The following is a 16,801-nucleotide window of genomic DNA, read 5'->3' as shown; positions in this document are numbered from 1 at the left end:
TTCCCGACATAGGACGTTGTCCACACGGATGGTCTTGGGTGCGCCGCGGATAGATGAGATCCGCGTCATCACCTCGACTACCTGCTCACCCTCGATGCCTTGATCCACGTCGATTGCCAGCCGATCGGCTGTCGGGCCTTGTCGACCAGCTAGTTACGGCAAACTTGCTGGTGCGATTCCGACGAACAGGCAGAGCTTGCCTTGGCAGTCTGCATCTCCGCGATATTCATGTGGAAGAAGCCGATGGGACAGCGCTTGAAGCTGGCGCCCCGCCCACATCCGGTAGACGGAGATGTTGCGCCGTCGGAGATAGCGGTGCAGCACTGAGCGGGGCAGGTGCGGGATCGATGGCTTCAGGGTGTGAAGTTGTCCAACGGCAGCAGCGTGCGGTGCCGGAACGCGACAATCATCGCCTCCTCGGCCTTGGTCAGCGTTGTGAATGAAGGCCCCTTCGGCCCGGTCTTTAGATCGTCCATCGTCGTGCGCTTGCGCCACTTCCACAACGTTCTGAGGTTGATCCCCAACTGCCGACTTAACGGCGAGAGCGAAGCTTGCGATCACTGTACTGCTGCTCGGACGGTGTGCGCGGCCGTGCCGCTCCCGTAACAAATCTGGCGCTTCCTTCCGTTCCACTCAAAGGATCACACCATCAAACCGCTCAAACACCTAACGCAGAGGCAGCTTGCTACCGCCACTTGCCAGACTAAAAACCTCATCTCTGAATATTAAGAGTAACGTCCCCGCATAAATAGCAAAGCCAAGGCCAATTTTCACCGACATTCCGATAATAAGGCTGGAGAACGAGACCTTCCAAGACAACAAAAAGATACCTACGCCCATTACCGTGCTTGCCGAGAATGCTGGTACAAGAGACAAAAGAACATCGCGCAACGAGCACTTTATGATCCTGCTAACTAAAAAAGTCTGGACCGGCAATATCAAGAATGATCTGATTACGACAGCAAATGCCACCCCAATAATCCCATATCGAACAGAAACCAGAATTAATACAAGGCTCACGAAAACAAACACCAAGTTAACCATAGACTGTAGTTTTGGCTGTCGCGACACCATAATAACAGCTGAGTTGTACTGCATAACCGTAGAGCCGAAGAAGCTGATTGCGAGTGCGCTTAGAACGGGTGCGACACCGCTCCACTCTGTGCCAAGTAGTAAGTCGACGATGTCATCGGAGATGAGGGCTACGCCGAGGAAGACTGGTGCTGTGCCAAGCGCTGTGATCCGTAGGGCGCGTAGATACGCGCTTCTCAACTTACCGGGATCACCGCCGAACTGAACGAGAGTAGGAAGGGCAACCCGTTCTAGGGGCTTGAGTACAACCTGATTGAGTGCCGTACCTATACGCTTTGCTGAGTTGAACAGGCCAGTGCTGCGCGGTCCCAGGAAGTAAGCAACTGCCATTGTGTCGGCCTGGTATCCGATAAATCCAATCAGACTATTAAGGCTAACATGAGCAGCAAACCGTACAATACGTATAAAATCCTTGCGATCGAACGCAAGACTTGGACGCCAATTTGCAAGAATCATAATTGTTACAAGTGAAAGACCTTGCTGCAAGAGTTGTTGCCATACAAGGCTCCATATACCGTAGCCGTTCATCGCCAGGTACAGGCCGCTAGCACCACCGATGGCAATCGAAATGATTGACCGAACCGCTAAGCTGCGAAACTCGAGCTTCCGCACCAGGATAGCTTCGTATACTGTGGATAAGCCAAGTATCACGGTCGATGCAACCATGAACGGAACAAGTGTCGACAGCTCTGCGCCAGGGAAAACTAAATCAAGATGTCGAGAAAAGGCGACTAATATTATGCCGGTAGCTACCGAGGCAGCTATGTTTGTGGCGAACGCGACGGTATAGTCACTATCTCGAACACTCCTCTGCGAGTTTATTGAGCTGGCAACCGGTAGAAACACGAGCTGACGGATCATCTCTATTAAAACAATCGAGGTCGCCAGAGCACCAAATGCACTCGGTGGAAGAAAATGCGTGTTCGCAATAAAAACGATCAGGCTCAACGCCTGAGCCACGACCCCATCGAGCAGGGACCATATTGCCCCAGCAGCGCTGCGGCTGCTTAGCAGAGGTAATTTTCTTATAATGCGCATGACGATCGGCGGCTATGAACTTCTCGGTAAAGGGCTGCGCAAAGTTCTCTACCTTTAAGCGCGCATCTTGGCGACCAAGCCCATTTTCATCGCTGAAATCACGGTTCTTACCGTCATTTGTAGCACGCGAACGTCGAGGCGGGAGGAAAGGCACAGGCGAAGCATGGCGGTTAGGGTTGTCGCGGACAAGGAGTGGGAGCGTATGGCGATCAGTCTCAACGTACTTGCCCGACGTCGTGCCTCAAGCCGATCCAATAAGTCTTTCGGAAGCGCGCCCGCGTTGCGAACACTGGAAAAGGCGAGCGATAGCGCCTCTTCGAATGTATCTGCCGTCGAACTCTCATGACTGAGGCTTTTGGAATGCAGCCTATAATCAATCACGATCCGATCGCATGCGGCGATCGTACCCTGCTGCGCCATCCTGACATAGAATTCCCAATCTTGGCTGCGGCGCAGGCCGGCTTTGAACCCGTGGGCGCGTCTTACCGCAGCTGAACGAAACAGCACCGCGCCGGGTGTATCGACAAGATTTCCTTGGAGGATGGATGCCAGAAGATTGCCGCTCGGCTTCGGCGACTTCTTCGCGCGGGAAGGCAGAGGTTTGGAATCCTGATCGATATAGGCGACGTCGCCATAGGCAGCGATGCAATCCGGATCCTGATGGAGAAAGACCCTGAGCGCGGCGAGTGCGTCCGGCCGCAAGCGGTCGTCGGCGTCGAGAAAACAGACGGAAGGCGCAGAAGTGTGCGCAAACCCTGTGTTCCGAGCAACAGAAACGCCCGCATTCTTTTGTTCTATAACTCGAACTTTCCCAGGATACTCACGCGCTAGCTGATGCGCGACCGCCACCGTGTCATCTTTAGAACCGTCGTCGACAATCACGATTTCGGTTGTAACGAAATTGGATACCAACACGCTAGCCACCGTCTCGCGCAAAAAGGGTGCGGCATTGTAGGCCGGTATAACGACAGCGACTTCAGGCATTTTGCCTCCTGTATACAGGATCATCGAACAGTGAAACTCAGAACAGGCGCTGTTCCACGGCATATTTGAGTGCTCCGGTTTTTATCCGGCCTGAGGGTGGGCTCTCCGTGTTCAATCGGGCGCTCTGAAGGTCGCAAGGGGGCGTATTCGACCGGCATCAGCCAGCCTAGCGATGTCTGAGGGCGGCTCTCGCTGTAGTCCCCTCCTGTTAGGCCTCGATCTTGGGCTTGGGCTTGGGCTTGGCGTCCGACAGCGGCAGGAACCATCGCACGCTCAGGCACTCGCCGCGAAGGCTGACGTTGAACCATTTCACGAAAGCATTGTCCGTCGGCTTGCGAGCTGGCTGATGCCCAGCGTCACACTGTTCTCATAGGTCATTGGTCGATCCTCATAAGCCCGGACGCCGCAACATTCGACCCGTTGCCATGGCGAACAAACTAAGAGCCTTGAAGCGGGCCTGATTATCATGAGCCGAAGAATCAGTATATTTGCCTTGCCATCTACTGCGTGACCTCACGAAATGCTATCGTGGGTGCGTAGTCACCCGATTGCGGTCAGAGAAGTACATGATCCCTATCTTCCTTATCAACCTTGATCGGGCAGCCAACCGGCTCGCTTTCGTGGCTCGCCGCCTTGATGCGCTCGGGTTGCCCTTTGTCCGGATCGCCGCTGTTGATGGTGCTAAGCTGGTGTCGACGGATCGCGCCACCTTCGTTGCGGCGCGCCCTCGCGACGGTAAGCGTGGCTGGCGCGACGGGCAGATTGGCTGCTTTCTCAGCCACTTCGACGTCTGGCAGCGGATCGCGACAGGAGACGCGCCGTTTGGCCTGGTGCTGGAGGATGATCTGCACGTGTCAGAAAAGTTGCCGGAGCTGCTCGGTGGCATCGGATGGATGCCGGATGACGCTGACGTGATCCGGCTGGAGGCCACGGGACAGTGGCTCGCGCTCGGCCGGCCCGTGGCGTCGGCGGCGGGCCGCTCCGTCCGACGCATCCGGTCAGCTGCCTGGGGCGCTGGCGCCTACCTTTTGTCCAAGCATGCCGCTGCGCGGCTGATCGCGTCCGACCCGGCGAGCCAATCACCGGTTGACGACTTCTTGTTCAACCCCATGTCCTCACCGCTCGCCCGCTCATTCGTGACGTATCAGGTGGTGCCCGCGCTGGCGGTGCAGGACAAGTTCAGCGCCGACGCGGCTACGGTAGAAGGTTTTGGCAGTGATATTGAAACCGGCGCCGTGAACCAACGGCTTCGCGGGCTATCAGCCTTGCGACGACGCATCACCTCGGCGTTGCGCGGCAAGACGGCGGTGGAGTTCGCTTGAGCTAGCCTTCTGGGTACCGAATTCGTCGCTGCGCGGCGATACCGCAGTGCGGTCTTTTTGGATGCTTCGCCTTATTCAAAGGGTGGCGCGCAGCCGCGTGACAAAAGTGGTTCGATCTGGCGCGATTTGCCTCTAGAGGTCGATACAGTCGAATGGGCTGTTGACCTGTGGGCTACTGTCGAACAAAGCGTCCAGGCAGTGGCGGGGAGCGCATGCGTCTGATGCAGGTGTCCGGAATGTTTGCAACGCCGCGCTGCCGGCATCGGTCTTGGTTGCCATTGCAGATGGGCGAACGGGATTGACCGTGGTGGTGCTCAGGCAATCCGTGCACACGTTTCTTGGCGCGTTGCTCCGGCGAAGTGGGCGGGCGAACCGCGGGCTTACGCATTACGTACGCGCGCTTTAATCGTCCATGCACGTCCGCCACATCGTTCGACAGTTCGCCCCCATGATCGGCGGGTTGGAAGATGCCGTCGCCCAACTCGCCGTGCACCTTCAGGAGCGAGAGGGGGTCCGCTGCTCCGTGGTCACGCTGGATCGCGCATTCGGAAATCTCGCCCACCGTCTGCCGCCGACGGGTGAACATCTCGGCATTCCCATTCGTCGCATCCCATTTCGCGGCTCTACACGATACCCGTTGGCCCCCGCGGTGTTGCGCGAACTTGATGGTGCCGACTTGGTACACGTGCACGGGATCGACTTCTTCTTCGATTTCCTTGTTGCCACTCGGCCACTGCATCGCCGCCCACTGGTCGCCTCCACACATGGCGGCTTCTTTCACACCAGCTTCGCGTCGCGAACCAAGCGTATCTGGTTCTCGAGTGTGACGCGCGCGTCGGCCACCGGCTATCGCCGCATATTTGGGTCCAGTGAGAGCGACGCCGCCATGTTCCGTCGCATTGCGCCAAACCGGACGGTGGCGATCGAGAACGGCGTCAACATCGAAAAATGGCGTGGATCAGCCTCGCTTACGCCCCAGCCAACGATGATCTTCATCGGTCGGTTCTCCGTGAATAAGAATGTTCCCGCACTGATCCGGTTGGTTGCGGCTCTGGGCGCGCCATGGCGCCTGATCGTGGCCGGCCAGCCATCAGATCTGTCTGCAGACGATCTGCGTGTCGCGGCAGTGGAACAAGGTGTCGCTGACCGGGTAGATGTCCATGTCAGCCCAGACGATACGGCCATTCGCGCACTCATCGGACAAGCAAGTTACGTCGCCTCGGCTTCGCAGTATGAGGGGTTCGGACTCAGCGTTGTCGAGGGTCTGTCGGCGGGACTGGCTCCGTTGCTGAGCCCAATCGCGCCGTTCCGGCGTTTGGTCGAACGGACCGGGTGCGGCTTGATTTTAGACTATGAGGCGCCGGCGGCATCTGCCGCTGCGTTAACTGCGTGGCACCGCAACACGCCAGGGGAAATCGACAGGAACGTTGCCGCTGCTGCCGCATTCGGCTGGGCAGGGGTGGCTGCACGCTTCGCCCACGAATATCGCGCCGCGATAGCTGGAGTGCCTCTCCATTCTACGGATTGCGTCGACGGATGATCGGCACGAAGAACATGGCATCTGTCGACGACCTTACCCGCTCTCCGCGACAAGTCGCTCCATTAGCGAAACCGCGCGCCGCGCTGAGCCTCTCGGGCGGGAAGCTCCAACGCGCCTTATTCCTGCTGCCGCTTGCGGCAACCTGCTATTCGACAGTCTTAGCAATTTTGATTGCCCGCGGTTTTCCAGGCTCCACTGCTTTGGTCGTAGTGATAGAACTGCTCCTATTAGGCGGGTGCATAGTCGTATGCTTCCGGAGCGGCCTCTCCCGCGAAGACGTACCCGCACTCCTGTTTGTCTACAGCTTCGTGGTAGGTGCCTTGGTCGTATCTATGATCGTCGGACGGCCTATGGTGGAGACGCTGCGCGCGAGCGCGATCATCGGACTCTTCGTACTGGTTGGTCAGCGTATGAGCTATCCCGTGCTAGATCGCTTGTTTGCAACCGTTACCATATTCGTTTTGATCGTTCTGCTGCTCGAGGTCTTCTGGTTAGACGCTTACGTTACGATCTTCTCACCCGCGAAGTTCTTCGCAGCTACGCGTGGTATCGAGGCGTCGGAGTTCAACAACACCGGGTTGTTCAACACGGCGACAAGCTATGAGGGACGGTTTGGTTTCGGCCTTTTCGACGGACCACGCGCTTCCTCTATTTTTCTCGAGCAGGTCTCTAACGCCAACTTTGCGTGTGTCGCAGCCATGTACCTTGCGGTGCGCGGGCGTGAACTGCCCCGCGGGCTCCTCTTTGTCGAGATTGCGACGGTAGTCCTGATCTTGGTTACAGCGAACTCCCGCTTCGGCTCACTGCTCGTCCTTCTGACTTTAATCGGCTACGGTATTTTTCCTCTACTGCCTCGGATTACCTTGCCATTGGGCAGTCTGGCGATCGTAGCGGGCGCGCTCGTGTTTATTATTCGAGATATTGACGCAATTGGGGACGACCTGCAAGGGCGCATCGCCTTCGCCGGGCGCGAGTTCCGTGAAGCGGACTTGTCTTTCTATCTGGGCGGTGACGCGCTTCGTTCCCTTGCCCAACGCGACGCAGGTTATACCTATTGGATCGGAACCACCACGATCTTCGGCATGATCATCCTATGGCTGTTCGTGAATCTGATGCCACGCATGGATGATGCACCCTCACGACGGCTCGGTTGGGGGCTGACATTTTACTTTCTTGGGCAGCTCCTTGTCAGCGCAACCAGTATCTTGTCGATCAAGACAGCTGCTTTGCTGTGGGTGCTAATCGGTTGCGTGCGGACCAAAGGCGGGGTGTTGGCGTCCGAGCATTCGCGGGCTTGAAGGTGATGCGCACAAATCAGCGGTGCTGGCAGGCGCTACTCCTCCTGCTTCCGCTCGCGGGCGTGGCGACCGCGGTATTGGCAGCGCTGATCCAGCAGACATCCATCCTCAATCCGAACTCGCCCCACCCCCATTCCCGTCCCGCGCTGCCCGAGCGGTATATGGGAGTTAACTTGGCGGGCGGTGAATTCCGAACGGAAATGCTCCCTGCCGTGCACGGGCGCGATTATGCGTATCCCGATGGAGCCGCAGCCTCGCCCTTCTTGGCCGCCGGTATGACCGCGGTGCGACTGCCGTTTCGTTGGGAGCGGCTTCAGCCGACGCCGATGGCGCCGTTGGATACAGGCGAATTGGCTCACCTGAACGCTTCACTCGAGGCGCTGCGCGGCTTCAAACTCGTGATCCTCGATCTACATAATTACGCCAACTACAAGGGTGTCAAACTTGGCACGGGCAATGCGCCAGGAGCCTTGCTGGTCGATTTTTGGACCCGCTTGGCGAAGCATTATCGCAACGATAGCCGAATTGCCTTTGGCTTGATGAATGAGCCGAATGGCATTGACGGCGCGCTCTGGCGCGATATCGCTCAGGAGACACTGTCAGCAATTCGCATCACTGGCGCCCGCAATTTAGTGCTCGTGCCCGGCTCCAATTGGACGGGGGCGCATAGCTGGACCAAAGGTGGCGAGCGCTCCAATGCGGCCCGCATGAGCAGCCTGCGCGATCCTGTGAGAAACATGGCGTTTGAGATGCATCAGTATCTTGATGCGCATTCCACGGGCACTAGCGACGCGTGCATCTCGCCCGAGCAGGTTGCAACTCGCCTTGCATCTGCCACGGAGTGGTTGCGTGAGCACCACGCCCGTGGCTTTTTAGGCGAATTCGGCGCGCCTCCAACCTCCGATTGCCTCGTTGCACTCGAAACCATGGTGAGCCTACTTGATGACGGACGTGATGTGTGGCTCGGCTGGACCTATTGGGCCGGGGGCGCCCGGTGGAACCATTATCCGCTCAGCATCCAGCCCGATGCGGGTGGTCCCAAGCCGCAAATGCAGGTTCTGATGCCCTACTTATCCCGTTGAAGCGGGTCTTTGGACCGATGGCTGCGGCTGTTGTGCGCTGCGGGACGATGCCCTAGGAGGTTGGGGGCGGAGGCACATGGCAAAATTTAGTATTCGAGAATGGTTGGTCAGACTTGGCCGGCGGCTTGAAGGAGCGCCGGCTCCGCGCAAGCTCGCCCCGGCTCCGCCGCTCCTTCTTGACGCGACTGTAGCACTGCCGTCCGCACCGCAGGTAGCTGACCGGATCGACATTGTTGAGCGGGCTGAGCCAACTTTGGATCGTGCCAAGATCCTCCGAACTTTCGATTCGGCGCATCCGGTGCGAAAACGTAACGAATTATTCGGACGCGAAGAACAGCTCTACGAATTGCTGTCGGCGACGCTCGATTTGGGTCAGCACGCCATCGTGCATGGTGCACGCGGATCGGGAAAGACCTCGTTGGTACGCGTATTCGGCGACTATGCCGATCAACGCGGAGCCGTGGTCATTTATCTCGCCTGTGAGCCGCAGATGTCTTTCGCTGATCTGGTTCGACCCTATTTGCAGGCACTTCCCGCCGGAGCAATAGCGCTAAACGAGCGTTCGAGTTTCCGTCACGAGCTAGATGCGCTTCCAAATGAATTTGGTCCCCGAGACATGGTGGAACTGGTCTCGGAGCGCGTTACTAGGCCAACGCTCTTCATTTTTGACGAGTTCGATAGGGTAACGGATCCGGCGGTGAAGGCAGAGGTCGCTGCCGCTATGAAGCTTCTGGCCGATTCATTATCATCGGTCTTGTTCATGCTGGTTGGTATTGCACGTGATGTGGCGGATGTCGTCCGTGGTCATCCTTCACTTCGGCGACACATGCACGTTGTGGCGATCGGGCGAATCGAATCGACGAGTGTGGAAGCTCTCATTGATGCGGGGGAAATCGCTACTGGGCTGACCTTCGAAGCTGGAGCGCGGCACGTCATAGCCAGAGTGTCTTGCGGGTCTCCCTTTCACGTGCGGATGTTCTGCCATCACTCGGCGATCAGTTCTTTGACCCGCGGATCAACAAGCGTAGAACAAATCGACGCGCGCGCAGGGCTCCGGTCAGCCTTACGGCAATGGGCGTCGATGAACGTTGACGACGCACGTCGCTTTGTTACTTTAGTCGAAGATCCTGCACTGCGGCCTGAACTCGAACGGGTAGCGCGCGCGGCAGCGCTGGCGGACCGCTTACCCGCCGATAACGATGTTACGCACGAACTTCTTGCTGGGGCGCTCGCGCCTGATGGGAGTGATACAAGCTCGCTTGTGTTCCAGGATAGCGTCGCACCGCAATTTCTCATCGCGTATGTTATTCTGATGGAAGGTGCCGATTCCGGTACCGCGAAGCCGTTCGCTCGGGAAGGCTATTGATGCTGCCACTTGCCGATCTCGCCGCTGCACTTCGCATGCGCTGGCGACTAGAATTGCTGGTATTCATTTTGGTTCTTGGGGCGATCTTGCTTTGGACCGCCGTGTCACCTCGTATCTATGTGGCATCCTCTACCATATTGTTCGATGAGCCGTCAGTAGATCCGGTTCAGGGTACACAAACTGGACAGGATAATCTTGTTGCACTGCTGACGACACAAGCGGACGTGATTCGAAGTGATGCCGTTGCCGGGGAAGTCGTAAGAAGTCTTAACCTTGTGACACCGGCTGTGTTGGCGCGCTGGCAAGCTGCCACTAACGCTACGGGCGACGTTAACATGTGGTACGGTCATCAACTTCTTGGCAACGTCACCATCGCGCCTGAGAAAGGCTCACGCGTCCTCGCAATCCATTACACCTCGCCGGACCCGCAGTTCGCTGCCCTGATGTCCAACGGTTTTGCCTCTTCATACATCGACACGCGCCTCAAAATGCGCACTGACCCGGCCCGTACCTATTCACGCTGGTTTCAGGACCGCACGCGAGAAGTTCGGGGTAATCTGGAGAAGGCACAAGCCAAGCTCACGGCCTTCAAGCGGCGGACGGGTATTGTTGACAGCGGCGCTGCCGATGCCGAGGCTTCTCGCCTAGGGGAGCTATCGAGCCAGCTCACCTCGGCCGAGGCCGCGGCCGCGGACCTCCGCGCGCGCAGCGGCGGCAACGCATCCCAATCGCCCGACGTGCAGACATCAGGCGTTGTACAGGGACTTAGGGCGCAGATCGCCGCCAAGTCAGCCCAGATCAGCCAGATCAGCACCTCCCTGGGGCCCAACCATCCCGACCGGGCCGCAGCGGAAGCGGAACTTGCGGCGCTGCGCTCTAGGCTCGCAGGTGAGATCGGAAGTACCACACGATCCATTCAAATCGCCAGCGGTGCTGCCAGCAGTAAGGAAGCAGAGCTGCGCCAAAAACTGAATGCCCAGCGCGGACGAATGTTGAGCTTAGCGGGCGATCGTGCAGAGCTCGATGAGCTCCAGCGTGATGTAGACTCTGCTCGTACAGCATATGACGCCGTAACGGCGCGCCTCGAAACCATGCGCCTGCAGAGCGTTGCGCCCGAGACTAACGTTCGCCAGCTCGACTCCGCTACTGTCCCCTTGTTTCCTGCCAAGCCGAACATCCCGCTGCGCCTTCTGCTGGGGAGCTTTTTGGGAGTGCTCCTGGCGATTGGCGCCGCGCTGGCGATGGAGATGTGGCGTCCGCGCGTGCGAACTGCCCAAGGTACTGCGGGCATAGCTGGCGTACCTGTGCTGGCGGCAGTCAACCTTTCAAAATCGCGCGCCGGCGCATTGCTCGGGGGAACTGCGCAGTGAGAATTCGTTCGAGCGCATCAGATGCAATCGCCGCCGATCGATCTTCCGATAGTCTGCGTGAGCGCCGCCCACTTGGAGAATTGCTGGGCCTGGACGATGTTCAGCGCGAGAGGGTCGTCCAGCGTCAGGCAGAAACAGGTCACCTATTTGGCGAAACAACGGTGGAACTGGGCTTCGTCACAACCGAACAGGTCCAGCGTGCCATCGAGCAGCAGCAGGGCTTCTCCATTCTCAGGCAAGACGACCAACGGGTTGATCCCTTGATCGTTACTGCCTTTGATCCGGAGGACGTTCTCGCGCGGACAGCGCGAAGCCTCCGTGGGATCATCACGGCAGCCACGCGCCAAGACGGTAAACCAGTGCGAACCGTTGCCCTGCTTGGCCTCGACGCAGCTGCCGAACTGCCCGTCCTTGCGGGCAATGTCGCGGTTGCCTGCGCCCAGACCGGTGTCCCCACGCTATTGGTTGATGCCGAGCTCGATCAACCGCACCAGCATACGTTGTTCCGGGCCGGCAACCGAGCGGGGTTAGCGACTTTGCTATCAAACGGCGGACAAGGCGGCCTGGTTCAATCAACGGCTATTGTGGGTCTTTCACTACTTACAAGCGGCCCTCCTGTGCCGAACGCACCGGAGTTACTCGACCGGCAACGACTAGCGACGACAATCGAGCTTTTTGTCGAAGACTTCGACCTGTTGCTTGTCGACGCGGGTTGCGGTCCAAACGCTCTGGCTGCCGCGACGGGTCTCGACGCGTCGATTCTGTTCCTTCGCCGCAATGTGTCTCGCACGCGTGACCTGCAGGTTGTGACCGAGCAGCTTGAGGCTAGTAGCCAAGCCGTACTGGGTACGGTGCTGATCGACTAGGTTTCACAGACCAGGTGCAGCCAGAGCAACTGAAGCGAGGCTGCCGAAGCCGAGTTTACGGCGCGTGACTACTTCGCTGCTTGAGCAGGACGTGGTGGCGTGTAGCCTTTAGCATAGGTTATCTCGGCCTGCTTGCGCAGCATGTCTACGCGCTGACGTAACGCCGCCGAGCCGCGCTCCGCCTCCATCCGATTGCGCGCTATTTGTTGCATCTGTTCGCCGTCCAAGGGGACAATCCGCTCCGAAACAACGGTACTCGCAATGGCCCGCTGGCCTTCGAGAAAGACCAAGGGCTCGCCTGCAGACAAGCTTGCCATTTTCTTGTTCGCCGAATCACTCAATTCAGCAGTATCCATAGTGGCTTGGCTACGGCGAGCGACAATCCCATGCTGAGCAAGCAAAGCGGCGAGATCCTGCTCAGTCTTTGCAGGTTTAAGAGCCTGGATTACTTCTGGTGATGGTGTCGGAAACTGGAGTTGATTCACCAGAAACAGCTTGCGCTGACTGGAGAGTTCTGGATGTCGGTCTAGGTATCCGTTGACGGCGCTAGTTGTTACTGGCTGCCGAGCGCTGGCCGCAATTTGCTGAGCCGCACGTTGCGCCAACAGGGCCTCCTCCATACGACGTGTCTGTAGGATAAAGTCCGGGCTACGGTCTACTTTTGACTCTTTGGCGAATTGAGCTAGTATTTTACGTTGAACTAACGACTGCACCGCCAGGGACTGAAGCTCTTTACGCCTATTGGGAGGAACGCTGGCAAGTTCCAGCTGCAGGTCGCTGTTGGTGATTGCTTCCCCGTTCACGGTTGCGACAGTTTGACCATCAGGTTTTGGCGCGCGGTCGCACCCACCAGCGAGGAGAAGGGGAAACAGCAACGATCCTACGATGAACTGCCGTTTGTAGCGCCGATCGTTCCACGGCCGAGTTGACATGGTCTATCCAATCCGTTGTCTGAAACGATCACGAGATCGTTCGAAATAAGGAAATATACTGGTGGAAACGCTCTACGATTGGGCCACTGTGGCTGCATTCGCTGGCCTCGTCGTGCTGTTCCTGCAGCGATCGACGGCGGAAACACCCAGTGATACGATATGGCAGTATTTGCCCCCAGCTGCTGGCTGCGCACTCGGCAACTGGCTGGGTAATGAGGGGAACAACCTGCTCGCGATCCTGGTCCTGCTGTTCAGCGCAGTGTATGTCCTGCTTGTCTTGAAGCCCTTCAACGTCATACGTTAGCAGGCCCGGCCAAAAGTGCGCGTCCGTTACGTCCGGCGGTCGCGTACATTGCGGCAGCGAACTGGGTAAGCCGCGCGTAAGCACTCTCCGGATCCAGATCAACGCTCGATACCCGGACCAGTGTACCGTCTGGTGCAATGCCGCGCAGATTCTGCGCGGCTAGGAAGTGCCGCTCCTCGTCCCAGCTTTGCGGAAATTCGTTGCCCAGTCGTGTCCAATAAAGAACCTGCTCAACCCGCTCGTCGCGTTGCGTACTGAGGAAACGACCGCGCGGCATCAGTCCTGGCGCGAGCGGAATATCAACTGGCCGATCCGATGTGATCGTAAACCCAGACCCAGGATAGCAAGACTCGGGCCGATGTACCATGAGCATCCCACTTTGCCTTCGATCATAGGCAAGCACGAACATGATGGCTGGATCGACCCCATTGACGAAAGTTCGGGTCACCTGATCTTCATACACTGCTGCTGCCTGTCTTTCATCATCAGGCGGCATAATGAAGTCTATTGCAGGAGCGAGCTCCCAAGTGCCAATGCTGGTCGGGAGGACGTCATCAGCGTCGCCATTCGGGAGAGCAACCACTCGCTCGCGCGGTAACCCTCCCCATGACAGGCCGGCTGTCGCCAGCAATGCGCAACCCAGAAAGGCGTCGCGGCGGGACAGCGAGATTCCCGGTGGTCGAGCCCGACTCATCCTCGCGCCCACCCCAAACGACGCGCCATTGGGAACAACATGAAGTCGACTCCGACCAGCACCAGAAGGGCCAATGCGAACGTTCCGATGCCTGCGAACTCGTGCGTTAAACCTTCAACGACTCCCGGGCCGAACAGCTGCGTGGCATATACCATCCCCATAATCCTGAGCAGATTAGTTAGAAGCGCAATTGGCACCATCATTACGACGAGCATAAGCGCATAGAATGGTTCGCTGCCGTGACGGAGGTAGACGTAAAAAAGACTAGTCGCGCCAATGCCAATCAACGAGTTCAGGCCTGAGCAAGCAGCTGCCACCTGCAGTTGATAACCCTCCACCTGGATCAAGGAACCGGTGCTGCCCACCGCCATTCCGGTAGTTGCAAGGATTGCCACTGCGGCGTCGCTAAGCGCCATTTTGAGCGGGCGCGTTGCCACGAATATCCAGTTCTCAGGCGGCGTGATGAGAAACAGCAGGTAAAGGCAAGGAAACCAGAAGTGCCGCAGGACTCTACCACCGTATCGGAGATACGCCAGTGTCAAGAGCATCAAATAAAGTGAGAGGCTTTCCAGCACCAGGATACTGGTGATTCGCCCGACGGCGTAGAGCGGAAGAGCGATTGAGAGCGGCAGGATGCCCGGCCAGAGCGGCTGCCGTATCCCTTCGCGCAAGTGGTCTTTCTCGCGCCAGACCAGCCAGACGGTAGTTGCGAGCACGATCGGCCCATGAGCGCCTGCTTCTTTTGACCAGCTCCATTGGCTCATCCGAAATAGCGTCGGCACAACAAGAGCGGTGATGCCGGCGAGGAGCATCCATTCGGCGGCTGCCCGCTCGCGGAGAGCTCCCACTATCCGAGGCTGCGATCCACGACTTGCATTCAGCGCGGTAGTGACGGGCACCTCTATCTCCTTGGTTCTGAAGATACCGCGATCCGCAATCATCGCCAAGGACTCTATTGCGGAGACCTGTGCTGGTTCTGGACGACTTTCACTCGCGCCAGACCGACTCGGCTCAGCCAGCCACCGTTACGTGCTCCCCATGCTGTGCTGGGGTGCAAACCGACTGCAGCATCATGGTGCAGACTTGCGTCTCTAAAGCCTAGGCCCAAAGGTGCAAGGCCTGAACAGCTTCGGGTTCGACGTGAAGTAGGGACTGCCGTTATCGCTGAACCCTCTGAAGGGCTCCGCCGGGGAGGGGGCGCGTCAAAAAAAGGATTCCCTGTTCTCTCATCCAGGCTGAGGGTGACTTGCCGGCGCTCATGAGGGTCCCCCGGGTTCTCATCCAAGTTCAGGGTGAGTTTCCGGCGTCCATTCGGCCGTGATCTTGGCCGCGGCAGCAGCATAATCGACTGGCGTCAGCCAGCCAAGCGATGTGTGAGGATAGTCCCGCTGCCAGCCTCGATCTTGGTCGGGGGCATCCGCCAGCGACAAGAACCAGTGCGCGTTCAGACACTCGTCACGGAGCCGGCCGTTGAAGCTCTCCACGAAGCATTGCCCGTCGGTTTGCCCGGGCGGCTAAAATCCAGCGTGACGCCGTTCTCGTAGGCCCAACGGTCCAGCGCCTTGGAGAAAACAGGGGGGCGTTACGCAGTTCACACAATGATCCACCATGAGGAATCGTGCGAGCGAATGATAGACATCGACACTCTCAGTGAACACACTTAACATCATACGCAAGTTCTTGCACAACCGAGGAAGCATGGTGTCAAAAATCTCGATAGCATTGGCGACTTACAACGGATCAAAATATATAGAAGAGCAGCTGAGTAGTATATCTAGTCAAACCGTTCTTCCGGACGAAGTAGTCGTTAGTGACGATGGGTCAGAAGATGATACAGTAGAGATAGTCAAAAAGTTTGCAAAATTGTCTCCATTCGAAATACGAATTCTACCAGCCCATGGCCGTCTTGGCTTTGCCGACAACTTCTTTCACGCAGCTACATCATGCAAAAACGATATCATAGCGTTTTCCGATCAAGACGACGTGTGGAGTAATAAGAAGCTTGAAATAGGTCTTGCTCCATTTGACGTGCTCCCCTGAAACTCCGCCAGTTTGAGCTAGAGTCCGCCTTCGTGAGGAGACGGACGTGAAGAAGACCAGGTTCAGCGAGGAGCAGATCATCGCGGTGCTGCGCGAACAGGAGGGCGGGATGAAGACCGCCGACGTGTGCCGCAAACACGGGATCAGCAGCGCCACTCTGTACGCATGGAAGGCCAAGTACGGCGGCATGGACGTGTCGCAGGCGCGCAAGCTGAAGGTGCTGGAGGAGGAGAACGGCCGGCTTAAACGGCTGCTGGCCGACGCCATGCTCGACAATGCGGTTCTGAAGGAAGTCGCGGCAAAAAACTGGTGAGGCCCGCCGCTCAGCGGAAGGCTGTTGAGCATGCTCGGCAGCTGTTCGGCATCAGCGAGCGTCGGGCATGTACCATCTTTGGCGTGGATAGGACGTCGGTGCGCTACGCGCCCCGGCGTAGTGATGATGGCGACCTGCGGTCGCGGTTGCGGGAGATCGCGGCCGAGCGTCGGCGCTTTGGCTACCGTCGGCTTGGGATCATGCTGGCCCGCGAGGGGCTGGTCATGAACCACAAGAAGCTGCTGCGGCTGTACCGCGAGGAGAACCTGCGGGTCAGGCGCCGGCGTGGCCGCAAGCGAGCGATGGGCACCCGAGCGCCTATGACGCTGCCCCAGGGACCGAACCAGCGGTGGAGCCTCGACTTCGTCAGCGACACGCTGATCAGCGGCCGGCGCATCCGCATCCTGGCGGTGGTCGACGACTTCACGCGCGAGTGCCTGGCGCTGGTGGTCGACACCTCGCTGTCAGGTGCGCGGGTCGCCCGCGAGCTCGACGCCGTCATCGCTGTGCGCGGTGTGCCGCCGCTGATGATCGTCAGCGACAACGTCCTATGTCGGGAA

General features: G+C 58.2%; 15 protein-coding genes and 2 pseudogenes. 10 read left to right on the top strand and 7 right to left on the bottom strand.

Going from position 1 to position 16,801, the window contains the following annotated elements; translation table 11 throughout:
• Positions 1–353: 353 nt before the first annotated feature.
• The 3 genes from XM50_RS19895 to XM50_RS01315 all read right to left on the bottom strand — a co-directional run bounded on the left by XM50_RS19895 (position 354) and on the right by XM50_RS01315 (position 3,114).
• The gene (locus tag XM50_RS19895) at positions 354–524 is read right to left on the bottom strand and encodes a hypothetical protein (protein ID WP_156167070.1); all 171 of its coding nucleotides are present in this window, start codon (positions 522–524) and stop codon (positions 354–356) included.
• Between the two features lie 142 nt (positions 525–666).
• Positions 667–2,130 (bottom strand): oligosaccharide flippase family protein, encoded by a 1,464-nt coding sequence (locus XM50_RS01320; protein WP_082102620.1) that lies wholly within the window; start codon positions 2,128–2,130, stop codon positions 667–669.
• Positions 2,131–2,184: 54 nt separating this feature from the next.
• Entirely contained in the window at positions 2,185–3,114 is a 930-nt protein-coding gene (locus XM50_RS01315; protein ID WP_052742346.1) for a glycosyltransferase family 2 protein, read from the bottom strand.
• Positions 3,115–3,680: 566 nt separating this feature from the next.
• Between XM50_RS01315 and XM50_RS01310 the strand changes: the two genes are divergently transcribed.
• The 7 genes from XM50_RS01310 (at position 3,681) to XM50_RS01280 (ending at position 11,958) form a co-directional block, all read left to right on the top strand.
• Positions 3,681–4,436, top strand: coding sequence for a glycosyltransferase family 25 protein (locus XM50_RS01310; protein ID WP_052742345.1), 756 nt, complete (start codon positions 3,681–3,683; stop codon positions 4,434–4,436).
• Between the two features lie 448 nt (positions 4,437–4,884).
• Entirely contained in the window at positions 4,885–5,976 is a 1,092-nt protein-coding gene (locus tag XM50_RS01305; RefSeq protein WP_197075281.1) for a glycosyltransferase family 4 protein, read from the top strand.
• Positions 5,973–7,274 carry a hypothetical protein gene (locus tag XM50_RS01300; protein WP_046406732.1) on the top strand — a complete coding sequence of 434 codons (1,302 nt, stop codon included), beginning with the start codon at positions 5,973–5,975 and terminating at the stop codon, positions 7,272–7,274. The genes XM50_RS01305 and XM50_RS01300 overlap by 4 nt, the downstream gene beginning before the upstream one ends.
• A gap of 5 nt (positions 7,275–7,279) precedes the next feature.
• A complete protein-coding gene (locus XM50_RS01295; protein WP_046406743.1) occupies positions 7,280–8,356 on the top strand; it encodes a glycoside hydrolase family 5 protein in 1,077 nt (358 codons plus the stop codon).
• Positions 8,357–8,432: 76 nt separating this feature from the next.
• Positions 8,433–9,722 (top strand): ATP-binding protein, encoded by a 1,290-nt coding sequence (locus tag XM50_RS19370; protein WP_082102617.1) that lies wholly within the window; start codon positions 8,433–8,435, stop codon positions 9,720–9,722.
• On the top strand, positions 9,722–11,092 hold the full coding sequence (locus XM50_RS01285; RefSeq protein WP_082102616.1) for a GNVR domain-containing protein: 1,371 nt from the start codon (positions 9,722–9,724) through the stop codon (positions 11,090–11,092). The genes XM50_RS19370 and XM50_RS01285 overlap by 1 nt, the downstream gene beginning before the upstream one ends.
• Complete coding sequence (locus XM50_RS01280) at positions 11,089–11,958, top strand: hypothetical protein (protein ID WP_156167068.1); 870 nt, start codon at positions 11,089–11,091, stop codon at positions 11,956–11,958. The genes XM50_RS01285 and XM50_RS01280 overlap by 4 nt, the downstream gene beginning before the upstream one ends.
• 68 nt (positions 11,959–12,026) lie before the next feature.
• On the opposite strand, the gene XM50_RS19890 is transcribed toward XM50_RS01280, so the two are convergent.
• Entirely contained in the window at positions 12,027–12,761 is a 735-nt protein-coding gene (locus XM50_RS19890) for a hypothetical protein (protein WP_156167066.1), read from the bottom strand.
• 190 nt (positions 12,762–12,951) lie between these two features.
• Between XM50_RS19890 and XM50_RS01270 the strand changes: the two genes are divergently transcribed.
• Positions 12,952–13,194, top strand: coding sequence for an XrtV sorting system accessory protein (locus tag XM50_RS01270; protein ID WP_046406727.1), 243 nt, complete (start codon positions 12,952–12,954; stop codon positions 13,192–13,194).
• On the opposite strand, the gene epsI is transcribed toward XM50_RS01270, so the two are convergent.
• The 3 genes and pseudogenes from epsI to XM50_RS01255 all read right to left on the bottom strand — a co-directional run.
• A complete protein-coding gene (epsI, locus tag XM50_RS19365) occupies positions 13,184–13,888 on the bottom strand; it encodes an exosortase-associated protein EpsI, V-type (protein ID WP_156167064.1) in 705 nt (234 codons plus the stop codon). The two genes, XM50_RS01270 and epsI, sit on opposite strands and share 11 nt — an antisense overlap.
• A complete protein-coding gene (xrt, locus tag XM50_RS01260) occupies positions 13,885–14,829 on the bottom strand; it encodes an exosortase (protein ID WP_052742340.1) in 945 nt (314 codons plus the stop codon). Before xrt ends, epsI begins: the two co-directional genes overlap by 4 nt.
• Positions 14,830–15,165: 336 nt before the next feature.
• Positions 15,166–15,455, bottom strand: a pseudogene (locus tag XM50_RS01255) (integrase core domain-containing protein); the annotation flags it as partial.
• 134 nt (positions 15,456–15,589) lie between these two features.
• Here XM50_RS01255 and XM50_RS19360 point away from each other — a divergent pair.
• Positions 15,590–15,928, top strand: coding sequence for a glycosyltransferase (locus tag XM50_RS19360; RefSeq protein ID WP_197075277.1), 339 nt, complete (start codon positions 15,590–15,592; stop codon positions 15,926–15,928).
• A gap of 46 nt (positions 15,929–15,974) precedes the next feature.
• Positions 15,975–16,801, top strand: a pseudogene (locus XM50_RS19355) (IS3 family transposase); the annotation flags it as partial.

Origin of the sequence: Sphingomonas sp. Ag1 (assembly GCF_000980895.1) — a bacterium.
Taxonomy (GTDB): Bacteria; Pseudomonadota; Alphaproteobacteria; order Sphingomonadales; family Sphingomonadaceae; genus Sphingomonas; species Sphingomonas panaciterrae.
Note: the sequence above shows the minus strand (reverse complement) of the source record. Positions and strands in the feature narration are given on the sequence as shown.

Excerpts from the sequence above, each read along its gene's own strand:
- XM50_RS01320 (WP_082102620.1), bottom strand. The coding sequence starts at position 2,130 with ATGCGCATTATAAGAAAATTACCTCTGCTAAGCAGCCGCAGCGCTGCT.
- XM50_RS01310 (WP_052742345.1), top strand. The coding sequence starts at position 3,681 with ATGATCCCTATCTTCCTTATCAACCTTGATCGGGCAGCCAACCGGCTC.
- xrt (WP_052742340.1), bottom strand. The coding sequence starts at position 14,829 with ATGATTGCGGATCGCGGTATCTTCAGAACCAAGGAGATAGAGGTGCCC.
- XM50_RS01285 (WP_082102616.1), top strand. The coding sequence starts at position 9,722 with ATGCTGCCACTTGCCGATCTCGCCGCTGCACTTCGCATGCGCTGGCGA.
- epsI (WP_156167064.1), bottom strand. The coding sequence starts at position 13,888 with ATGAGTCGGGCTCGACCACCGGGAATCTCGCTGTCCCGCCGCGACGCC.
- XM50_RS01300 (WP_046406732.1), top strand. The coding sequence starts at position 5,973 with ATGATCGGCACGAAGAACATGGCATCTGTCGACGACCTTACCCGCTCT.
- XM50_RS01315 (WP_052742346.1), bottom strand. The coding sequence starts at position 3,114 with ATGCCTGAAGTCGCTGTCGTTATACCGGCCTACAATGCCGCACCCTTT.
- XM50_RS01305 (WP_197075281.1), top strand. The coding sequence starts at position 4,885 with ATGATCGGCGGGTTGGAAGATGCCGTCGCCCAACTCGCCGTGCACCTT.
- XM50_RS19370 (WP_082102617.1), top strand. The coding sequence starts at position 8,433 with ATGGCAAAATTTAGTATTCGAGAATGGTTGGTCAGACTTGGCCGGCGG.
- XM50_RS01295 (WP_046406743.1), top strand. The coding sequence starts at position 7,280 with ATGCGCACAAATCAGCGGTGCTGGCAGGCGCTACTCCTCCTGCTTCCG.